Here is an 18,876-nt window from a genome sequence, read left to right on the forward strand (position 1 = left end):
GGGGTCGTGATCGACCATCGTGGCGCGGTGAACACCCTGCTCGACATCAACGAGCGGTTCGCCGTCGGCCCGTCGGACCGGGTGCTGGCGATCTCCTCGCTCAGCTTCGACCTCTCGGTCTACGACTTCTTCGGCACGCTGGCGGCCGGGGCCGCGGTGGTCTTGCTGTCGCCCGACCTGGCGCGCGATCCCGCGCATTGGCTGGCGCAGGCGGGCAGGCACAGGGTCAGCATCTGGAACTCGGTGCCGGCACTGCTCGGCATGCTGGTCGAGTATGCCGAGAGCGAGGGGATGGCGCTGCCGGCGTCGTTGCGCCTGGCGATGCTGTCGGGGGACTGGATACCGGTGACCCTGCCGCACCGCGTGCGCGGCCACCTGCCCGCGCTGCGGGTCGTCAGCCTGGGCGGCGCGACCGAGGCCTCGATCTGGTCGATCTGCTTCCCGATCGGGGAGGTCCCGCCGGACTGGCGGAGCATCCCCTACGGCAAGGCCCTGAAGAACCAGCGCTTCTACGTCCTGGACGACTTCCTGCAGCAGCGTCCGGTCTGGGTGCCGGGACAGCTCTACATCGGCGGGATCGGGCTCGCGAAGGGCTATTGGCGCGACGAGGCCCAGACCGCCGCCAGCTTCATCACCCATCCCCTGAGCGGCGAGCGGCTGTACCGCACCGGCGACATGGGGCGCTATCTGCCCGACGGCAACATCGAGTTCCTGGGGCGCGAGGACAATCAGGTCAAGGTCCAGGGCTACCGCATCGAGCTCGGCGAGATTGAGGCGGCGCTGGAGGACCATCCGGCGGTGGAGGCGGCCGTGGTCCGTGCCTGGGGTGCCGCGCAGGGCGAGAAGCGGCTGGCCGCCTACGTCGTCGCTGACCTAGCGGCGCCGGATGCCGGGGAGTTGTCCCGCCATCTGGCCGGCAAGCTGCCGTCCTACATGGTGCCCGCGTCCTTCACCTTCCTCGACGCCCTGCCGCTCTCGGCGAACGGCAAGGTCGACCGGAGCCGGCTGCCGGAGCCGGTGCGCGACCAGGAGGAAGCCGGGCCGGCCCTGGTGCTGGAAGGGCCAGAGGAGCACCGCATCGTCGCGATCGTCGAGGACGCGCTGGAACTGGACGGCATCGGCCCGGTCGCCAACCTGCTGAACCTCGGCGCGACCTCGATCGACGTCGTGCGCATCGGCAACGCGCTATCCGGGGAGCTGGGATTCCGTCCTCACCTGGCGCAGCTCCTGGCGCAGCCGACGCTCGCCAACCTGATCGCCATGTACCGCGAGGACCGCGGCCGCAAGCTCATCACCGAGACGGCGCAGCGTGCGGCCGCGGGCGCGCAGGACCAGGCGATCGAGGACCGGACGATCGAGGACCGGACCATCGAAGACCCCGGCGCCCGCGAGGCGTTCAAGGCGCGCCGGCTCGGCCGCCGCGTCCTGCCCGCGGCCGGTCCGGCCGTCGCGCTCCCGCTGCCGGCCGATGACGCCTTCGCCCGACGCTTCTCCGAGTACCGCTCGGTGCGCCGCTTCCGGCAGGACGCGGTCGAGGTGCGGCTGCTCGCCGATCTCCTCGCCTGCCTGTCGCAGGGCAGCCTGGACGGTGCGCCGAAATACCAGTTCCCGTCCGCCGGCGGGCTCTACCCGGTCCAGACCTATCTCTACGTCAAGCCCGACCGGGTGCAGGGCATGGCGGCGGGCGCCTACTACTACGATCCCGGCGGGCACCGGCTGGTCCCGACCGGCCGCGGGCGCAGCCTGGACGCCGACGCCTACGACTACTTCGTCAACCGGCCGACGTTCGAAGGGGCGGCCTTCGCCCTGTTCTTCGTCGCCGAACTGGCGGCGATACAGCCGATGTACGGCGAGAAGAGCCTCGATTTCTGCCACATCGAGGCCGGCGCCATGGCGCAGCTCCTGACCGCGGCGGCAGCGGAGCTGGGCCTCGGCCTGTGCGGCATCGGCTCCGTCGACCCCGGGCAGGTCGCCCCGCTGCTGGAGCTGGGGCCGACGCACCGCGCGATCTACTCCATGGTCGGCGGCCTGCGGCTGGAGGGTGCCGACCATGGCGCCCCGGTCGAGGCGTTCCGGACCGCCCGGGCGCAGCGCGAGGTCGAGATGGAGGACATCGAGGTATGAACGCCTACGAGCTGCTCGACCTGTTCAACCGGCATTCGATCGCGCTGGAGGTCGACGGGGACAGGCTGCGCTGCAAGGCGCCGCGCGGCTTCATGACCGAGGAGCTGGTGGCGGACCTGAAGCGCCTCAAGCGGGAGATCATCGCGATCCTGGCCGGCTCGGAGGACGACGGCGGCGAGATCGCGCGCCGCCCCGGCGGCGAGGCCGACCTGCCGCTCTCCTTCTCGCAGCGCCAGCTCTGGTTCCTCGACCAGCTCGAACCCGGCAACCCGTTCTACTCCATCCCCACCGCGCTCAGGTTCGAGGGGAAGCTGGACGTGCCGGCGCTCGAACGTGCCCTGAACGAGATCGTGCGCCGCCACGAGGTGCTGCGCACCACGTTCCGCGCCGTCGACGGCGAGCCGCGCCAGGTGATCCGGCCGACGCTGCGGCTGACGCTCGGCGTGACGGATCTCGGCGGCCTGCCGCCGCCGGAACGGCAGGCGCTGGCCAGGGAAGCGGCCGAGGCCGACGCGCGGGCCCCCTTCGACCTCGCCGAGGGGCCCCTGATCCGCACCAGCCTCTACCGGCTCGCCGACGACGAGCATCTGTGGCTGCTGAACCTGCACCACATCGTCGCCGACGGCTGGTCGGTCGGGGTCCTGCTGCAGGAACTGGCGGCGCTCTACGCCGCCTACGTCCAGGGCCGGCCTTCGCCGCTGCCCGAACTGCCGGTTCAGTACGCGGACTATACCCTCTGGCAGCGGGAGCGGCTGAAGGGCGACGCCCTGCAGGGCCAGGTCGATTACTGGAAGCGGCAGCTCGCGGGTGCGCCGGCCCTGCTGGACATGCCGGCCGACCGGCCGCGGCCGGCGGTCCAGACCTTCCGCGGCGCGACCCACGCCGTCACGACCGGGGCCGATGCGGTGCGCGCGCTGTGCCGGCGGACCGGAGGCACGCTGTTTGGCGTGCTGGCGGCGGCGCTCGCGGTCCTGTTGTGGCGCCACGGCGCGCAGGACGACGTCAGCATCGGGACGCCGTTCGCCAACCGGAACCGGCGCGAGATCGAGCCGCTGATCGGCCACTTCGTCAATACCCTGGTGATCCGCTGCCGGCCCGATCCCCGCAAAAGCTTCGCCGAACTGCTGGAGCAGGTGCGGGGCGACGTCCTCGACGCCCATGCCCATCAGGACGTGCCCTTCGACCAGGTGGTCGAGGCCCTGAACCCCGAGCGCCACACCAGTCACTCGCCCCTGTTCCAGGTGATGCTGGTGCTCCAGAATGCCCCCGGCGGCGCCGTCGAGTGGCCCGGCCTCACCCTGCATCCGTTCGAGACCAGCAGCGGGACCGCGAAGTTCGACCTCATGCTCGAAGTGTCGGAAGGCGAACGGCACCTGCGGTCGACCTTCGAATACAACACCGACCTGTTCGACCGGGCCACGATCGAAGCGCTGGCCGGACGCTTCGGCCGTCTGCTCGAACGGGTCGCGGCGGAACCGGACCGGCCGCTCGGCGAGATCGACCTCCTGGGCGAGGCCGAGCGGCACCGGCTGCTGGTGGAGTGGAACCGGACCGAGGCGGCGTATCCGCAGGAGCGCTGCATCCACGAGCTGTTCGAGGCGCAGGCGAAGCTGCACCCGGACGCGCCGGCGGTGACCTTCGAGGGCCGCAGCCTGAGCTACGGGGCGCTGAACGCGCGCGCCAACCGGCTGGCGCGCCACCTGCGCACGCTCGGCGTCGGGCCGGACCGGCTGGTCGCGATCCGCGCCGAGCGCTCGCCCGAGATGGTGGTGGCGCTGCTGGCGGTGCTCAAGGCCGGCGGGGCCTACCTGCCGCTCGACCCCTCATATCCGGCCGAGCGCCTGGCCTTCATGCTCGCCGATGCCGCACCGGTCGCGGTGGTGACCGACGGCTCGCTCGGCACCCCCTCGGTGCCGGTACCGGTCGTCGATCTCGGCGCCGAGGCATCCTGGGCCGGGCTGCCCGACACCGACCTCGACCGCGGCGGCCTGACGCCCCGCAACCTCGCCTATGTCATCTACACCTCAGGCTCGACCGGCACCCCCAAGGGCGTCATGGTCGAGCATGCCGGGCTCGTCAACCTCGTGCTGTGGACCCGGGACGCCTTCGGGTTCGGCCCGAAAGACGCTCTCCTCCTGAAGACCCCGTTCAGCTTCGATGCGTCGGTGTGGGAGTTCTTCTCGCCGCTCGCGACCGGCGCCCGGCTCGTCCTGGCGCGGCCGGGCGGCCACATGGACCCGGAATACCTGGCCTCGGTCATCCGCGAGGAACGGGTCACCGTCGTCCAGTTCGTGCCCTCGGTGCTGCAGCTGTTCCTGGACCGGGAGGAGGCGGCCGCATGCGCCGGCCTCACCGACGTGTTCTGCGGCGGGGGCGAGCTGACGCCGGCCCTGGCGCGGCATCTGCGGTCCGCGTTGCCGCGAACGCGCCTGCACAACGTCTACGGCCCCACGGAGGCGACCGTCGACGCGGCGGCATGGACCATCGAGCCGGCCGACCCGGTCGAAGAGGGGCGCATCCCGATCGGCCGCCCGGTCGCGAACACGCGGATCTACCTGCTGGACGAGCGGATGGAGCCGGTGCCGACCGGCGTGGCGGGCGAGATCTGGATCGGCGGGGCGGGGGTCGCGCGCGGCTACCTGAACCGGCCGGAGCTGACGGGCCAGCGCTTCGTCGCCAGCCCGTTCGTGGCCGGCGACCGGCTGTACCGTACCGGTGACCTCGCCCGCCGGCGCCCGGACGGCAGCCTGGAGTTCCTGGGCCGCAACGACTTCCAGGTGAAGGTGCGGGGCTTCCGGATCGAGCTGGGCGAGATCGAGGCACGGCTGCTGGAGCATCCCGGCATGCGTGAGGCGGTGGTGCTGGCGCGCGAGGACCGGCTGGTCGCCTACTATGCCGCCGCGCCGGGCGTCGAGCCGGAGGCGCTACGCGCGCGTCTGGCGTCGGTGCTGCCGGACTACATGGTGCCGGCCGCCTGCGTGCGCCTCGACGCGCTGCCGCTGACCCCCAACGGCAAGCCCGACCGCGAGGCGTTGCGCGCCATCCCGGACCGCGACGCGCGGTCCGGGCAGGTCAACCTGGCGAACCCGCGCGACCACGTCGAGATGGCGCTGTACCGGATCTGGAAGGACCTGCTGATCGAGCCGCGGATCGGCATCCGCGACAGCTTCTTCAGCCTCGGCGGCACGTCGATCTCGGCGATCAAGATGGCGCATCAGGTCGGCAGGAAGTTCGGCGTTTCCGTGCCCGTCCGCCAGATCATCAGCCATCCCACGATCGAGGCGCTCGGCGGCTGGATCCGTGCGGGCGCCGAGGCGACGTCGGCCGGCGGCAGCCTGATCGAGTTCCGTCCGGGCGACGGGACGCACAACGTGGTCTGCGTCCACCCCGCCGGCGGGACCGCCTTCTGCTACCTGTCGCTCGCGAAGATGCTGCCCGAATCGTGCGGCGTCTACGGCATACAGTCGCCCGGCCTCAATCCCGGCGAAGCCTTCCTGCCGACGGTCGAGGCCATGGCAGAGGCCTATCTGGCGCTGATCGAGCCGCTGGCCTCGAAGCCGCTGGTCGTGACCGGCCTGTCCTTCGGCGGGCTGGTCGCCTACGAGATGACCCGGCGCCTCGCCCTGGCGGGCAGGGACCGGGCGGTGGCCGTGCTCCTCGACACCCAGGGTTCGGACGACCCGGCGTACCGGGCCCGGATGGCCCCGGTCGATATGCCGGAGTTCCGCGACAAGCTGGTGAAGTTCAACGGCATGTATCCCGGCATCGAGGACGATCAGATCGAACGCTACTTCAACGTCTACAACCACAACCGCATGACCGTCGCGGACTACGAGTGTCCGTCCCAGACGGGCCGCGTCGTGCTCGTCCAGGCCCAGGAGGGCCGGGACCGGGCCTTCCTGCACGAGCTGCGCCGGTTCTGGCGCCGGCGGGCCGGCGGCGGCTTCCTCGCTACGCTGGTGCGCGGCGATCACTGGGAAATGCTGGAGACGGCGGAGGTGTTGCGGGTATCCCGGACCATCCGGCGCGAGCTGCAGCATCTCGGCGCCGGGGCCGGACCCTCCGTCCGGCGCGCCGCCTTGCAGGAGGCGTGAGTGCGGGACGCCGATTTCACCGGGACGCTGGTGGGCCGCTTCGCCGAACGGGTGCGTGCCGCCCCGACGGCGGTCGCCGTGGTCGACGGCGGGACGCGGCTCGGTTATGCGGAGCTGGACGCGCTCGGCGACCGGATTGCGGGCGGCCTGACGGCGGGGGGCCTGCGGCCCGGCCAGTCGGTCGCCGTCTGCCTGCCGCGCTCCTGGCAACTGGTCGCGCTGATGTTGGGCGTGCTGAAGGCGGGCGGCGTCGTGGTGCCGGTCGACGCGGCGAGCCCGGCGCCCCGCGTCGACCTGATGCTGGCGGACGCGTCCTGCGCGGTGCTGGTTCATGCGGGCCGGCACGCCGACCGGGCGCTGCCGCCCGGCGGCTGGGTCACGACCGTGGACGCGCTGCTGGCGGCCCCGCCGGCAGTCTTTCCCGACCGGCAGGAGCGCACCGGCTCCGAGGCGGCGTTCGTGTTCTACACGTCGGGAACCACCGGCCGGCCGAAGGGGGTCGAGATCGCCGAACGGGGCATCCTGCGCCTTGCGCAGCCCGTGGGCTATATCGACATCCAGCCGGGAGACCGTTTCGCCTGCCTCTCGAACCCCGCGTTCGATGCGATCAGCTTCGAGGTTTGGGCGCCGCTGCTGACCGGCGGCTGCTGCGTCGTGTTCCGGGACGCCGAGCTGCAGGACCCGCCGCTGCTGGCCGCGCGGCTGGAGGCGGAGCGGATCGACACCCTTTTCATGACGGTGTCCCTGTTCAATGCGATCGTCGGTCAGCATCCCCGGTGCTTCTCGACCACCCGCCAGGTCCTGATCGGCGGCGAGCAGCTCAACGCCGAAGCGGTGCGGGCGTGGTACCGGGCCAACCCGGATGCCGGGACCCGGATCTTCAACGTCTACGGCCCGACCGAATGCACGACCTTCGCGCTGTCCTACCCGATCCCGCGCGACTTCTCCGGCTCGGTGATCCCGATCGGCCGCCCGCTGCCGGGGACCGGCGTGCGGCTGGTGGCGGGAGACCGCGAGGCCGCCGTCGGCGAGGTCGCGGAGCTTTGCCTGAGCGGGGCCGGCGTCGCGCTGGGATACCGCAACCGGGGGGATGAGACCGCGCAGCGCTTCGTCCGGCTGCCCTGGCTCGACGGCGGCGAGGCCTTGCACTACCGCACGGGCGACCTCGTGCGCATCGACGAGGCGGGCCTGGTCGAGTATGTCGGCCGCGTCGACCGGCAGGTGAAGGTCCGCGGCTTCAGGATCGAGCCGGGCGAGGTCGAGCGCTGGATACTGCGGCACCCGCAAGTGGCGCTGGCGTATGTGTGCACGCGGCGCACGGCGGCGGGCGACCACGAACTCCTGGCCTATCTGGTCCCGCGGGGCGTGCCGGACCATGCCGGTTTCGACGCGCATCTGCGCGCCGGCCTGCCGTCCTACATGCGGCCGCATCGGCTGTTTCTGGTCGACCGCCTGCCGCTGAACCCGAACGGCAAGGTGGACGAGGCGGCGCTGCACGCGCAGCCGGGCACTCCCTGGCGCCCGCCGTCGGCCGAGACGCAAGCGCAGGGCGAATGGCTGCGGCGGGTGCTGGACCTGGCCGGGGACGTGCTCGACCAGCCGGACCTCCGCCCGGGGGACGATTTCGCCGGTTGCGGCGGCGACTCGCTGAAGGCGCTGCGCCTGCGTCACGAGATGCGGCGGCGCTGGCGGTGCGACCTGCCGGCGGCGGCGATCCTGAGCGAACCCTTCGACGCCCTGGCCGACCGCCTGTCCCGTTCCGGCGCCGACCCGTCGAGCCCCTATCCCCCGGTGCCGGCCCCGACGGCGGCGCGCCGGATGCCGGCCACGGCCGAGCAGCAGCGGCTCTGGTTCCTCCAGCAGCGCTCGCCGTCCTCGACCGCCTACAACGTCCCGCTGGTCTTCCGCCTCGACGGGCCGGTGGACGCAGCCGCCCTGTGCGACGCGCTCCAGCTCCTGGCCGAGCGGCACCCCGGGCTGCGCACCGCGTTCGAGGCCGGCCCGGACGGGCCGGTGCAGGTCGTCGCCGATGCTCCCCCGGCGGTCTGCCGCGTCTTCCCGCCCGGCCGGTTCGACGAGACGAACTGGCGCGCCTTCGCCGATCTCGTGTTCTCGACGCCGTTCGACCTGACGGCGCCGACCCTGTTCCAGGCCTATTGGCTGCCGCTGTCCGGCGCCCGCGGAATACTGCTGCTCCACCTCCACCACATCGTCGTGGACGGCTGGTCCCTGAACCTGCTGCTGGGCGACCTGGCGGCGTGCTACGCGGCCCGCGCCCAGGGGCGGGACGCGCCGTCCCTCCCGCCCGCGCCGACGCCGCTCGACCTCGCGGCGTGGCAGGTGCAATGGTTCGAAGAGGCCGCGTACCGGGCCCAGCGCTCGGCGCTGCGCGATTTCCTCCGCGACCGCGAGGACGACCATCCGCTGCTGCCGAAAGTGCCGGAACCGGCGCCCCAGGCGCGCCTGCACCGCGAGACGCTGGACGCGGGCCGGCGCGCCGCGCTCGACCGCCTGTGCGCGGAGCTGAGGCTGACGCGCTTCGAGGCGCTGTTCAGCGTCTTCGCCTGGTGCGCGTACGCGGCGACCGGCCGCAGCCGGGCGCTCGTCGCCAGCCCGGTCGCGAACCGGCCGCTGGCGGAGTTCGAGGCCGTGGTCGGCATGGTCGCGAACACGGTGCTGGTTCCGATCGCGATCGGGGACGAGGACGACCTGCGCCTTCAGCTCCAGCGGCAGGTGGCCGCGATCCGGGCCGTGCTCGCGCACCAGGAGGTCGCCCTGGCGGACGTGGTGGGGGACCTCCGCCCCGCCTCGGCGTCGGGCACGCCGTTCGACTTCATGTTCGTGCTGGAGAACACGGATTTCTCGACCCTGGCGCTCCCCGGCGTGGCGGCGACGGTCGAGTTCGCCGACCGGGTGCAGGCCAAATGCCCGCTGACCCTGTCGGTGCTCGATGCCGATGCCGGCCTCGAATGCCTGTGGGAATACCAGTGCGGGTATTTCGACGCCGACGAGGTGCGGGGGCTCGCGCGGTCGTTCCGGTCCGCCCTCGACCTGCTGCTGAAGGGGCAGGGGGCCGGCCTGTACGAGCTGGTCGCCACCCACCGGCGGGCATTGCCCCAGCCCGGCGACGGCCCGCGGGCCGAACCCGCCTTCGATACCATCGCGGACTGGTTCGAGCATCAGGCGCGCTGCACGCCGTCCGCCCCGGCGCTCGTGGACCGTGACCGCTTTTTCAGCTATGCCCAGCTCGACCGGATGGCGGACGCGCTGGCGGGCGAGCTGCAGCGCGCGCATCCGCTGCCGCTCGACGCGGACGGGCCCGTCCACGTCGCGCTGTACATGGACACCTCGGTCGAGCACGTCGTGGCGCTGCTGGCGCTGGCCAAGCTGAACGCGACCGCGGTGCCGCTTGATCCCGCCTACCCGCCGGAGCTGGCGCGCCAGGTGCTGGACCGGGCGCGGCCGCACTGCATCCTGCTGCGCGCAGGCGACGCCGACGCGCTGCGGCGGCTGGATGACGGCCGCTTCCCGAGGCACGTTCCGACGCTTGCTCCCGATGCCGCCCGCGCCCCCGGCGATGGCGCCGCTCCGCCGGCCGGGCGTCGCGGGGTCCGTCCCTTGTACACCCTGTTCACCTCCGGCTCGACCGGCGCGCCCAAGGGGGTGCAGGTATTCGACCGGACCCTGTGCAACCTGCTGCAATGGCAGCGCGAGGAGGGCGGGCTGGCGCCGAAGGCGGCTACGCTGCAGTTCTCCATGCTGTCCTTCGACGTCTCCTTCCAGGAGCTGTTCACGACGCTGTGCGGCGGCGGCTGCTACCACCTGATCTCCCCGGCGTGGCGCCGGGACGCGCAGGCGCTGCTGGACTATCTGGCCGCGGCGCGGATCGAGCGGATCTTCATGCCCTACGTGGCCCTGCAGCACGTGGCGGAGGCCGCCGTGGCGCTGGGCATCCATCCCGCCGACCTGCGCGAGGTGGTCACCGCCGGGGAGCAGCTCCTGTGCACCGAGGCGATCCGGCGCTGGTTCGCGGGCATGCCGAACGCGGTGCTGTTCAACCATTACGGCCCGACCGAGACCCATGTCGTCAGCGCCCACCGGTTGGCCGGCCCCGCCGGGGCATGGCCGGTGCGGGCCCCCATAGGCCGGCCCGTCGCCAACGCGCGCCTCAGGGTCGTCGACGAGCGGGACAGGCCGGTGCCGGCGGGGTGCGGCGGCCATCTGCTGGTGGCGGGGCCGATGGTGCGGCGCTGCTATCTCGCGGACGCCTCCTTGAACCAGGCCCGCTTCGTGGAACTGGCCGACGAGGCGGCACCCGGCGGCGCAGGACTGTACTACCGGACCGGCGACCTGGCCCGCTTCGACCACCAGGGCCTGCTCCACTATCTCGGCCGCGACGACGAGCAGATCAAGCTGAGCGGCCATCGGCTGGAACTGGGGCAGGTGGAGGCCGCGCTGACGCGGCTTCCGGCCGTGGCGAGCGCGGCGGTCGTGGCCGAGGGCGAGCCGGTGGAGCTGGTGGCCTATCTCCAGGCGGCCGGAACGCCGCCCACCGCCGAGGTTCTCGACGGCGCCGTAGCCGAGCTGCTGCCCGCCCATGTGCGCATCCGCCGGCACAGGCTGCTGTCGTCCTGGCCCAGGACGCCGAGCGGCAAGATCGATCGCCGGTCCCTGGCGCAGGCGGACTGGACCGAGCTGGCGCGGGCGCCGTCCCGGACGTCGCCAGCGCCCGCCGCGGGGCTGGAGCGCACGCTAGCCGACCTGTTCGAGGAGGTCGTCGGGCGGCCGATCGGCCCCGACCAGACCTTCTTCGAGGCCGGGGCCACCAGCCTCGGGCTGATGCGCTTCCATCTGCGCTGCCGCTCGGCGCTGGAACTGCCGCTCGCGGTGGCGGACCTGTTCGAGCACGTGACGATCCCGCGCCTGGCCGGCTTCCTGTCGGGGGCCCGGCCGCAGCGCGGCGCCGTGGAGCCCGCGGCCGGGCCGGGCGCGGAAGGGCGGATCGCGGTGATCGGCATGGCGCTGAACGTGCCGGGCGCCGGGGACCTGGACGCCTTCTGGGCAATGGTGCGTGCCGGCGGCACCGGCATCGAGCATTTCCCGACCGGGGTCGACGGGATGGTCGGCGCGCGCAGCCAGTTGCGCGGGCTGCTGGACTTCGATCCGGATTATTTCGGCATCAGCCGCCAGGAGGCGCGGCTGATGGACCCCCAGCAGCGCCACCTGCTGATGACCTGCGTGCACGCGCTCGAGCATGCCGGCATCCGGGCGGGCCAGACCTCGCAACGCGTCGGGCTGGTCGCGAGCTGCGGCGAGAACACGTATTTCCAGGACCTTCTGCGCCGGGCCGGCGAGGGCGACCTGCCCGACGGGTTCCAGATGGCCCTGCACCACGACAAGGACTTCCTGGCCACCAAGGTCGCCTACCACCTCGACCTGACCGGCCCCGCGATGAGCGTCCAGGCCGCCTGCGGCAGCTCGCTGATCGCGGTGCATGTCGCGGGCATGCTGCTGCGCCAGGGCGACGGCGACGTGATGCTGGCGGCCGGGGTCCTGGTCGATCCGCTGCTCACTGACGGCTACCGCTACCGCCCGCAGCACATCTTCTCGCGCGACGGCCGCTGCCGGCCGTTCAGCGACGATGCCGGCGGCACCATCGGCGCCAGCGGCTGCGGCGTCGTGGTGCTGAAGCCGCTGGCGCGGGCGCTGGCGGACGGAGACCACGTCTACGCCGTGATCGAAGGGTCGGCCGTCAACAACGACGGCCGGCAGAAGCTGAGCTACACCGCGCCCTCGATCGCGGGGCAGGGCGAGGCGATCCGCACGGCCCTGTCCCGCGCCGGGCTGGGCGGCGCCGACATCGGCTATGTCGAGGCGCACGGCACCGGCACGCCGCTCGGCGACCCGGTCGAGGTGGCGGCGCTGCGCGAGGCGTTCGGGCCGGCGCCCGGGGCCGCCTGCGCGCTCGCCTCGGTGAAGAGCCAGATCGGGCATCTCGGGGCCGCGGCGGGTATCATCGGCCTGATCCGCGCCACCCTGGCGGTGTTCCACGGCGTCGTGCCGCCCAATGTCGGCTTCCGCGCCATCAACCCCCAGATCGACCTGGACGGCACGCCGTTCTACGTCCCCGCCGAGGCGCGGCCCTGGCCGGAGGGGAGGCGGCGCGTCGCCGGCGTCAGCAGCTTCGGCATCGGCGGCACGAACGCCCATCTGGTCCTCGGCGAGCCGCCGCCGGCGCGGGCCGTGGAGGAGGCTCCGCCGCCGCCCTGCCTGCTGGTCTCGGCCCATAGCCGCGAGGCGCTGCTGAGCGGCCTGCGAGCGGTCGCCGGCTACCTGGAGCGCCATCCGCACCGCTACCAGGCGGTGCTGCGCCACCTCCAGGTCGGCCGGCGCCAGCATTCCTGGCGCTTCGGCGCCCTGTGCGCGTCGGCCGAGGCGGCGCTCGAGGCGCTGCGCACCGCCGAGGTTCGGGAAACGGCCCTGGACGGAGCACCCTTCCGCGCGGCCGGGCAGCCGGCCGAAGCGGTCCTGGCGGCCTGGCTGTCGGGGGCGCCGGTCGAGTGGGGCGGGGTGTCCGCACCGCCGCCCTGGGACTTCCCGCCTTCGGTCTTCGACCTGGAGACATATCGTCTCCTGCCGCCGGGCACCGCCGCCGCCGCGGCTGCGGACCCGCAGTTCCCGCCCCGCGAACCGCCGGAGCGGTGGTTCTACCAGCGTCCCTGGGCACGGTACCGGCGGCTGGACGGCGAGCCGGTCCGGCAGACCGGCCGCATCCTCGTCGTTTCGGCCGCCGGGCCGGTCGACCCCGGCGTCCTGGCGGCGCTGGCCCCCGCCTATCGCCGGGTGGTCGAGCTTCGCGCCGCCGGGGGCTGGCGGCGTTGCGGGCCGGACCTGTTCGAAGCCGATCCGGCCGACCCCGAGGCCCTGCACCGGATGCTGGGCGCGCTGGCGTCCGACCGGCCGGAAAAGGACGGGCCGGTGGAGCTGGACTGGGTGCACGCCCTGCCGCTGTCCGTGACCGGTGCCGTCGGCGAGGAAAGCCTCGCGCGCGGCCGATGGGCCTGTCTCGACACCGTCGCGGCGCTGATGCAGGCCTGGGACCGGATGCCCGACGCGATGCCGCTGCGCCTGTGGCTGCTGTCGCATCAGGCCTGCCCGGTCGAGGGCGACGTGGAGCGGCCCGAACTGTCCGCCCTCGCCGGGCCGGTCGAGGTCGTGCCGCAGGAATATCCGGTGCGCTGCCACTGGCTCGACCTGCCGTCGCCGCGTTTGGGCGAGCACGCGGCCGCCTTGGCGGCATTGCTGTCGGACCCCTCGGCGCCGCGCCGGCTGGCGATCCGGGGCGGCGATCTGTGGCGGCCGGTCCTGGTCGCCTGCCCCGAGCCGGCGGTCCCGCCGCACATCCCGCTGCTGCCGGACGACGGCGTGTTCCTGGTGATCGGCGGCAGCGGCGGCATCGGCGGCAGCCTGTGCGGCCATCTGCTGCGCGCACCGGCGCGCCGCGTGGTCCTGCTGTCGCGCCGGGCCGAGCTGCCGCCGGTTCTGGAGGCGCATCGGGACCGGATCGACCTGGTCCGGGCGGATGTCGGCGACCTCGCGGGATGGCCGGCGGTGTTGGACCGGCTGGCCCGGCTCCATACCCGGCTGGACGGCGTGATCCATGCGGCCGGCGCCGGGGCCGGCGGCGTGATCCGGACGCGCGAGCCGCGGCGGATGGCCGAGGCGATGCGGGCCAGGACCGCGGGCGCGCTCGCGGTCGAGGCCGTGATCGAGCGGTTCCGGCCGGGCTTCGTGCTGTACTGTTCCTCGATGTCGGCGCTGTTCGGCGGGGCCGGGCAGTTCGACTACGCGGCGTCGAACGCGCTGCTGGACGGGTTCGCGCAGTACCGGCCCGCGCATGCCCCGGACTGCGTGCGGATTGCCGTGGACTGGGACGTCTGGCGCGACGTCGGCATGGCGGTGTCGGCGCCCGCCGAGGCGCGCCACCGGGCTCATCTCGCGGTCGGCCTCTCCGCCGCGGAGGGAGTGCGGGTATTCGAGCAGGCGCTGCATCTCAGGATGCCGCGGCTGCTGGTGTCCACCACGCAGATCGAGGCGTCACGCCGGTTCTACCCGACCCGCCACGCCCGCCCGGAGGTGGTCGGCGAGGGGGCCGCCGAGCCGGCGCCGCTGGCCGCGCATCTGCAGGCCTGCCTGTGCAGGTGGCTGGGCGTGGAGCGGCTGGACCCCGACGCCTCGCTCCATGACCTGGGCGCGGACTCGCTGACCCTGCTGGACCTCGTCGGCGAGCTGGAGACGGGCTTCGGGATCCCGCTCCAGCTCTCGCAGTTCAGCCACAAGGTGAGCCTGAACGAGGTCCTCGGCCTCGCCGGCGCGCCCAGGCTCCCGCCCCGGCGGGCGCCGGACTGGTCGGAGCGGGTCCGGGTCGACGTCTGGAACGAAGGCGACGGCCACGACGTGCTGTGCCTGGTCCATCCCGTCGGCGGCGACGTGCAGGCATACCGGGAACTGGTCTCGGCCCTCGACCCGGACCAGCCCGTCTGCGTGATCGCCGATCCCGCGCTTGCGCATCCGGACCTGCCGCCGGTCGGCGTGGAGGAGCGTGCGGCCCATTACCTCCAGGCGCTGGAGCGGCGCTATCCCCGGCAGCAGTTCCACTGGCGGCTCGGCGGCTGGTCCTTCGGCGCCTGGGTCGCCCAGGCGATGTGCGCCTTGGCCGAACGGGCGGGCGGGCCGCCGCCGGAGTTGTATGCGATCGACCCGCCCGCGCCGGACGCGGGGCCGGAACTGGCGGGGGTCTCGCAGGCCGAGATCGACGCCTCGTTCCTGGACGAGGTGTCGCGGCGCTGGCCGGCCGCCGACGGGCCGCCGCCGGAGATGCGGGACTACGTGCGCTGCCTGATGCAGTGCTGCAGGGCGAACGTCGCGAGCATGGCGGTCCATCGCCCGGCGCGGCTGGAGCGCACCGTGGCCCATGTCTTCGTGGCGACGCGCCCCAACCCGGCCGGGCTCGCGGCCCATCGCCCGGCCGAGGCCCTGCGGCGGGACTGGCAGGCGCTGCTGCCGCGGATGCTGACCTGGCGGGCCCTGGACACGGACCACCACGGCATCGTCGCAGGCGCTGCGGCGCGGACGGTGGCGCAGACCGTGAGCGAGAACCGATGGCCGGTGTCGGTATGAACGCGCCGCGATGGCTCGACGGGATGGTGCCGGCGTTCCTGGACGTGGTCGCCGACGCCGGGAGCTGGAAAGCCCGACTTCACGCCGAGCTGGGGCGGCTGGAGGGGGTGCCGTTCGAGGTCGTGCACGACTGGAGCGCCGGGACCGTGGCGCCGCTGGCGCTGGAGACCAGCGAGAGGCGGGGCGGAGATCCCGGCCTGCATCGCGCCGTCCAGGCGCTGCATCGGCGCGCGCTGGCGGGCGACCGCGCGCCGGCGGCCGAATGGGCCGAAGCCCTTCGGCCGGCGCTGCTGGAGGTCTACCGGCAGGCCTTCGCCTACGCCCAGGCCCATGCCCGGGCCCATGCCAGCGCGATCGCCTATGCCCGGGCCGGGACCAATGCGAAGATGATCGAGGAATCCTTCGGCGGCGCCGAGGCTTATGCCGGCTTCTACGCCGACCTTGCCGCCGGTTCGAGTGCTGCGGCGTTCGCCGACGCCAACTCCCGGGTCAACGCCGGGTTCCTGGCCGCCGCCTTCGCGACGGCCGATGCGGATGCCTATGGGGAGGCCCACCCCCATGCCGTCGCCCGGGCCCATGTCTACGCGCACGCCCGCGGCTGCGAGGATTTCGAGGCCGGGTGCAGGGAGGCATGGCGGCGGCTTGCCGACGGGATGCTCGAATGCCTCGCCAGGGTGCGATGAAGAAGAGAGGGAAAAGATGGACGCGGATTCCACCAGCCAGTTCGAAGTGGTCGTCAACGACGAGGAGCAGTATTCCATCTGGCCCGCCGGCAGGTCCGTCCCGCTCGGCTGGCGGACGGTCGGCATGAGCGGAGACCGCCAGGCCTGCCTCGACTACATCGAGGCGCACTGGACGGACATGAGGCCGCGCTCGCTGCGCGAGCGGCAGTCCACGACCTGAACGAACCTGGCCGGGGCGGGCGACATGGACCAGTTTGCACTCGAGGCGATCGAGCGGATCGCGGCATCGCCGAGGGCTCCCTACGAAACGATTACCGTGAACCGGCTGACGCCGATCATCGGCGCCGAGGTCGCGGGGGTCGACCTTTCGCGCGACCTGCCGGAGCGCCAGCTGGCCGAGGTGCGGCGCGCATTCCTCGAGAACCACGTGCTGGTGTTCCGCGACCAGGTCCTCACGACCGAACAGCACAAGCGGTTCGGCCGCCTCTTCGGCACGCTGCGGGCACTTCCGGTCGAGGACATCGACGGCGACGATCCGGAACTCGTGGTGATCAAGGCGACGAAGGCGTCCAGGTTCGTCGCAGGCGACACCTGGCATTCCGACGGGACCGCCGACCCCGCGCCTTCCCTGGGCTCGATGCTCTACATCACCGAGACACCGGAGATCGGGACCGGCGGCGACACCCTGTTCGCCAACATGCATCTCGCCTACGACATGCTGTCGCCGGCCATGAAGGCGTTTCTGGAGGGGCTGACGGCGATCCACGACGGCGCGATCCCGTGGCAGGGCTACACGCCGCCCCACGAGCTTCCCAAGACCGAGCACCCGATGGTCGTCCGCCATCCGGAAACCGGACGCAAGCTCCTGTTCGTCAACTCCGGCTTCACCTCGCACGTCGTCCAGCTCTCGCGGACCGAGAGCCGGACCCTGCTGGACATGCTGTTCGGGATGATCGCGCGCGAGCAGGCCCTGACCTGCCGCGTGCGCTGGGCGCCCGGCACCCTGGTCTTCTGGGACAACCGCTGCACCCAGCACCACGCGGTGTGGGACTACTATCCCTTCTCGCGTTACGGCGAGCGGGTGACGATCCTCGGCGAGCGGCCCGCCGCCTGAGGAGGAGGGGCGCCGTCCAGGAGCCGCTCCAGGATCGCGATCATCGCGCGGCGGTATTCCTCCGGGTCTGCGCCCGCATCGATGGCCAGCGCCGCGCGGTCGAAGGCCGCCGAGAGCAGGACGGAAAGGGCGGGCACCGGCAGCGCGGTCCCGGGCATCGCCGCTTCCAGCCCGGCGCGTAGCGTCCGGGCGGCGTTCGCCTCGTCCAGGCCGTCCATCTCCGCCCCGCCCAGCACGGCCGGCCCTTCGACCAGGAGCAGCCGCGTGCGCCCCCGGGCGGTCATCGCGTCGAGATAGGCGGCACTTCCGGCCGCCAGCGCGTCGCGCGCCGGCAGGCCGGGGGGCGTCGCGGCCTCGATCTCCCGTGCGACGGCGCGGGCCTCCTGCTCCACGACGGCCCGAAACAGGTCCCGCTTGTCCGCGAAGTGGTGGTAGAGCGCGCCGCGCGTGATGCCGGCCGCGGCCGCGATCTCCGGCGTGGAGGTCCCGGCATATCCCTTCTCGACGAACAGCGCGCGCGCCGCCGCCACCAGGGCGCCGCGGGTGGCCTCCGTGCGTTCGCGGTTGGAGCGCGAGGGTCGTGCCTGTTGCATACCGACAGCCTGTATGTTATTCCGAAGATACATTCAGACTGTATGTCAATTCACAAGGGATGAACAGGCATGAAGACGACCAGCTACTACCCCGTGGTGATGACCGGCGACGTGGCCGGGACGGCCGCCTTTTACGAGCGCCATTTCGGTTTCCAGCCCCTGTTCGTCAGCGACTGGTACGTCCACCTCCAGTCGCGCGACGACGCTTCGGTCAACCTCGCCGTCCTCGACGGCAGCCACGCCACCATTCCCGAGGTCGCGCGCGGGCGGGTGTCGGGCCTGATCCTCAACTTCGAGGTCGAGGACCCCGACGCCGTCTACCGGAAGGTGGAGGCGGCCGGCCTGCCGATCCTGCTCCCCCTGCGCGACGAGGCATTCGGCCAGCGCCACTTCATCACCGCCGACCCCAACGGCGTGCTGATCGACGTGATCCGGCCGATCCCGCCGAGCGCCGAGTTCGCGGACCTCTACGCGGAGGAAGCCCTGCCGCGCCCGCCGACCGGCACGACGGATGCGCAGGCTTGACGGGGACCCGGTCCGCCTTCATCCTGGATATGTTACGGGGCGTAAGTTTCTGTCGGTGGTTTACGCCCCGGTCCAGTCCCGTCGTGCCGCCGGAGGAGACAGTGGAGACGAGCGCACCGACCAGGCGCCTGTCCAAGGAGAAGCGCCGGCGCCAGCTGCTCGAGGTCGCGTCCGTGCTCGCCCGCGAGGAGGGGACGGACGCCCTGACGCTGGCGGCCGTGGCCGAGCGGGCCGGCGTCACCAAGCCGATCGCCTACGATCATTTCGGGACCCGGGCGGGGCTGCTCGTGGCGCTCCACCGCGACTTCGTCGACCGCCGGACGGAGGCGATGCGCTCGGCGCTCGAAGCCGGCGGGAAGACGCTCGACGCGGTCGCGGAGATCGTCAGTGCCGCCTATGTGGACTGCGTGATCGCGGCGGGAACGGAGGTCGGGGCCATCGACGCCGCGCTGTCCGGCAGCGAGGAGATGGAGACCTACCGCGCCTCGCTGGAGCAGGGGCATCTCGACGAGCTGCGGGCCGCGTTCCGGCCCTTCGCGCCGCCGGCGGTCGACCTGGATACG

The 18,876-nt window shown here is 72.7% G+C and carries 9 protein-coding genes; 8 read left to right on the forward strand and 1 reads right to left on the reverse strand.

Features of this window, described 5'->3' with window-relative positions; translation table 11 throughout:
* The 6 genes from VGO20_RS09095 to VGO20_RS09120 all read left to right on the forward strand — a co-directional run.
* Positions 1-2,124: AMP-binding protein (locus VGO20_RS09095; RefSeq protein WP_327502007.1), on the forward strand; the 2,124-nt coding region annotated here is incomplete at its 5' end.
* Positions 2,121-6,218: a non-ribosomal peptide synthetase gene (locus VGO20_RS09100; RefSeq protein ID WP_327502008.1), complete on the forward strand. Its 4,098-nt coding sequence runs from the start codon at positions 2,121-2,123 to the stop codon at positions 6,216-6,218. The genes VGO20_RS09095 and VGO20_RS09100, both read left to right, overlap by 4 nt.
* Positions 6,219-15,398, forward strand: coding sequence for a hybrid non-ribosomal peptide synthetase/type I polyketide synthase (locus tag VGO20_RS09105; protein WP_327502009.1), 9,180 nt, complete (start codon positions 6,219-6,221; stop codon positions 15,396-15,398).
* Positions 15,380-16,081, forward strand: a complete 702-nt coding sequence (locus tag VGO20_RS09110; RefSeq protein WP_327502010.1) for a hypothetical protein — start codon at positions 15,380-15,382, stop codon at positions 16,079-16,081. The genes VGO20_RS09105 and VGO20_RS09110 overlap by 19 nt, the downstream gene beginning before the upstream one ends.
* A 16-nt stretch (positions 16,082-16,097) precedes the next feature.
* The gene (locus VGO20_RS09115) at positions 16,098-16,301 is read left to right on the forward strand and encodes an MbtH family protein (RefSeq protein WP_327502011.1); all 204 of its coding nucleotides are present in this window, start codon (positions 16,098-16,100) and stop codon (positions 16,299-16,301) included.
* Between the two features lie 24 nt (positions 16,302-16,325).
* Positions 16,326-17,195 carry a TauD/TfdA dioxygenase family protein gene (locus tag VGO20_RS09120; RefSeq protein ID WP_327502012.1) on the forward strand — a complete coding sequence of 290 codons (870 nt, stop codon included), beginning with the start codon at positions 16,326-16,328 and terminating at the stop codon, positions 17,193-17,195.
* On the opposite strand, the gene VGO20_RS09125 is transcribed toward VGO20_RS09120, so the two are convergent.
* On the reverse strand, positions 17,150-17,788 hold the full coding sequence (locus VGO20_RS09125; RefSeq protein ID WP_327502013.1) for a TetR/AcrR family transcriptional regulator: 639 nt from the start codon (positions 17,786-17,788) through the stop codon (positions 17,150-17,152). The genes VGO20_RS09120 and VGO20_RS09125 overlap by 46 nt on opposite strands.
* 69 nt (positions 17,789-17,857) lie before the next feature.
* Between VGO20_RS09125 and VGO20_RS09130 the strand changes: the two genes are divergently transcribed.
* Positions 17,858-18,313, forward strand: coding sequence for a VOC family protein (locus VGO20_RS09130; RefSeq protein ID WP_327502014.1), 456 nt, complete (start codon positions 17,858-17,860; stop codon positions 18,311-18,313).
* A 101-nt stretch (positions 18,314-18,414) separates the two neighbouring features.
* Positions 18,415-18,876 (forward strand): TetR/AcrR family transcriptional regulator (locus VGO20_RS09135; protein ID WP_327502015.1); only part of this gene is annotated, 462 nt, incomplete at its 3' end.

Source organism: Arenibaculum sp., assembly GCF_035998295.1.
Taxonomy (GTDB): domain Bacteria; phylum Pseudomonadota; class Alphaproteobacteria; order Azospirillales; family Azospirillaceae; genus DASYHS01.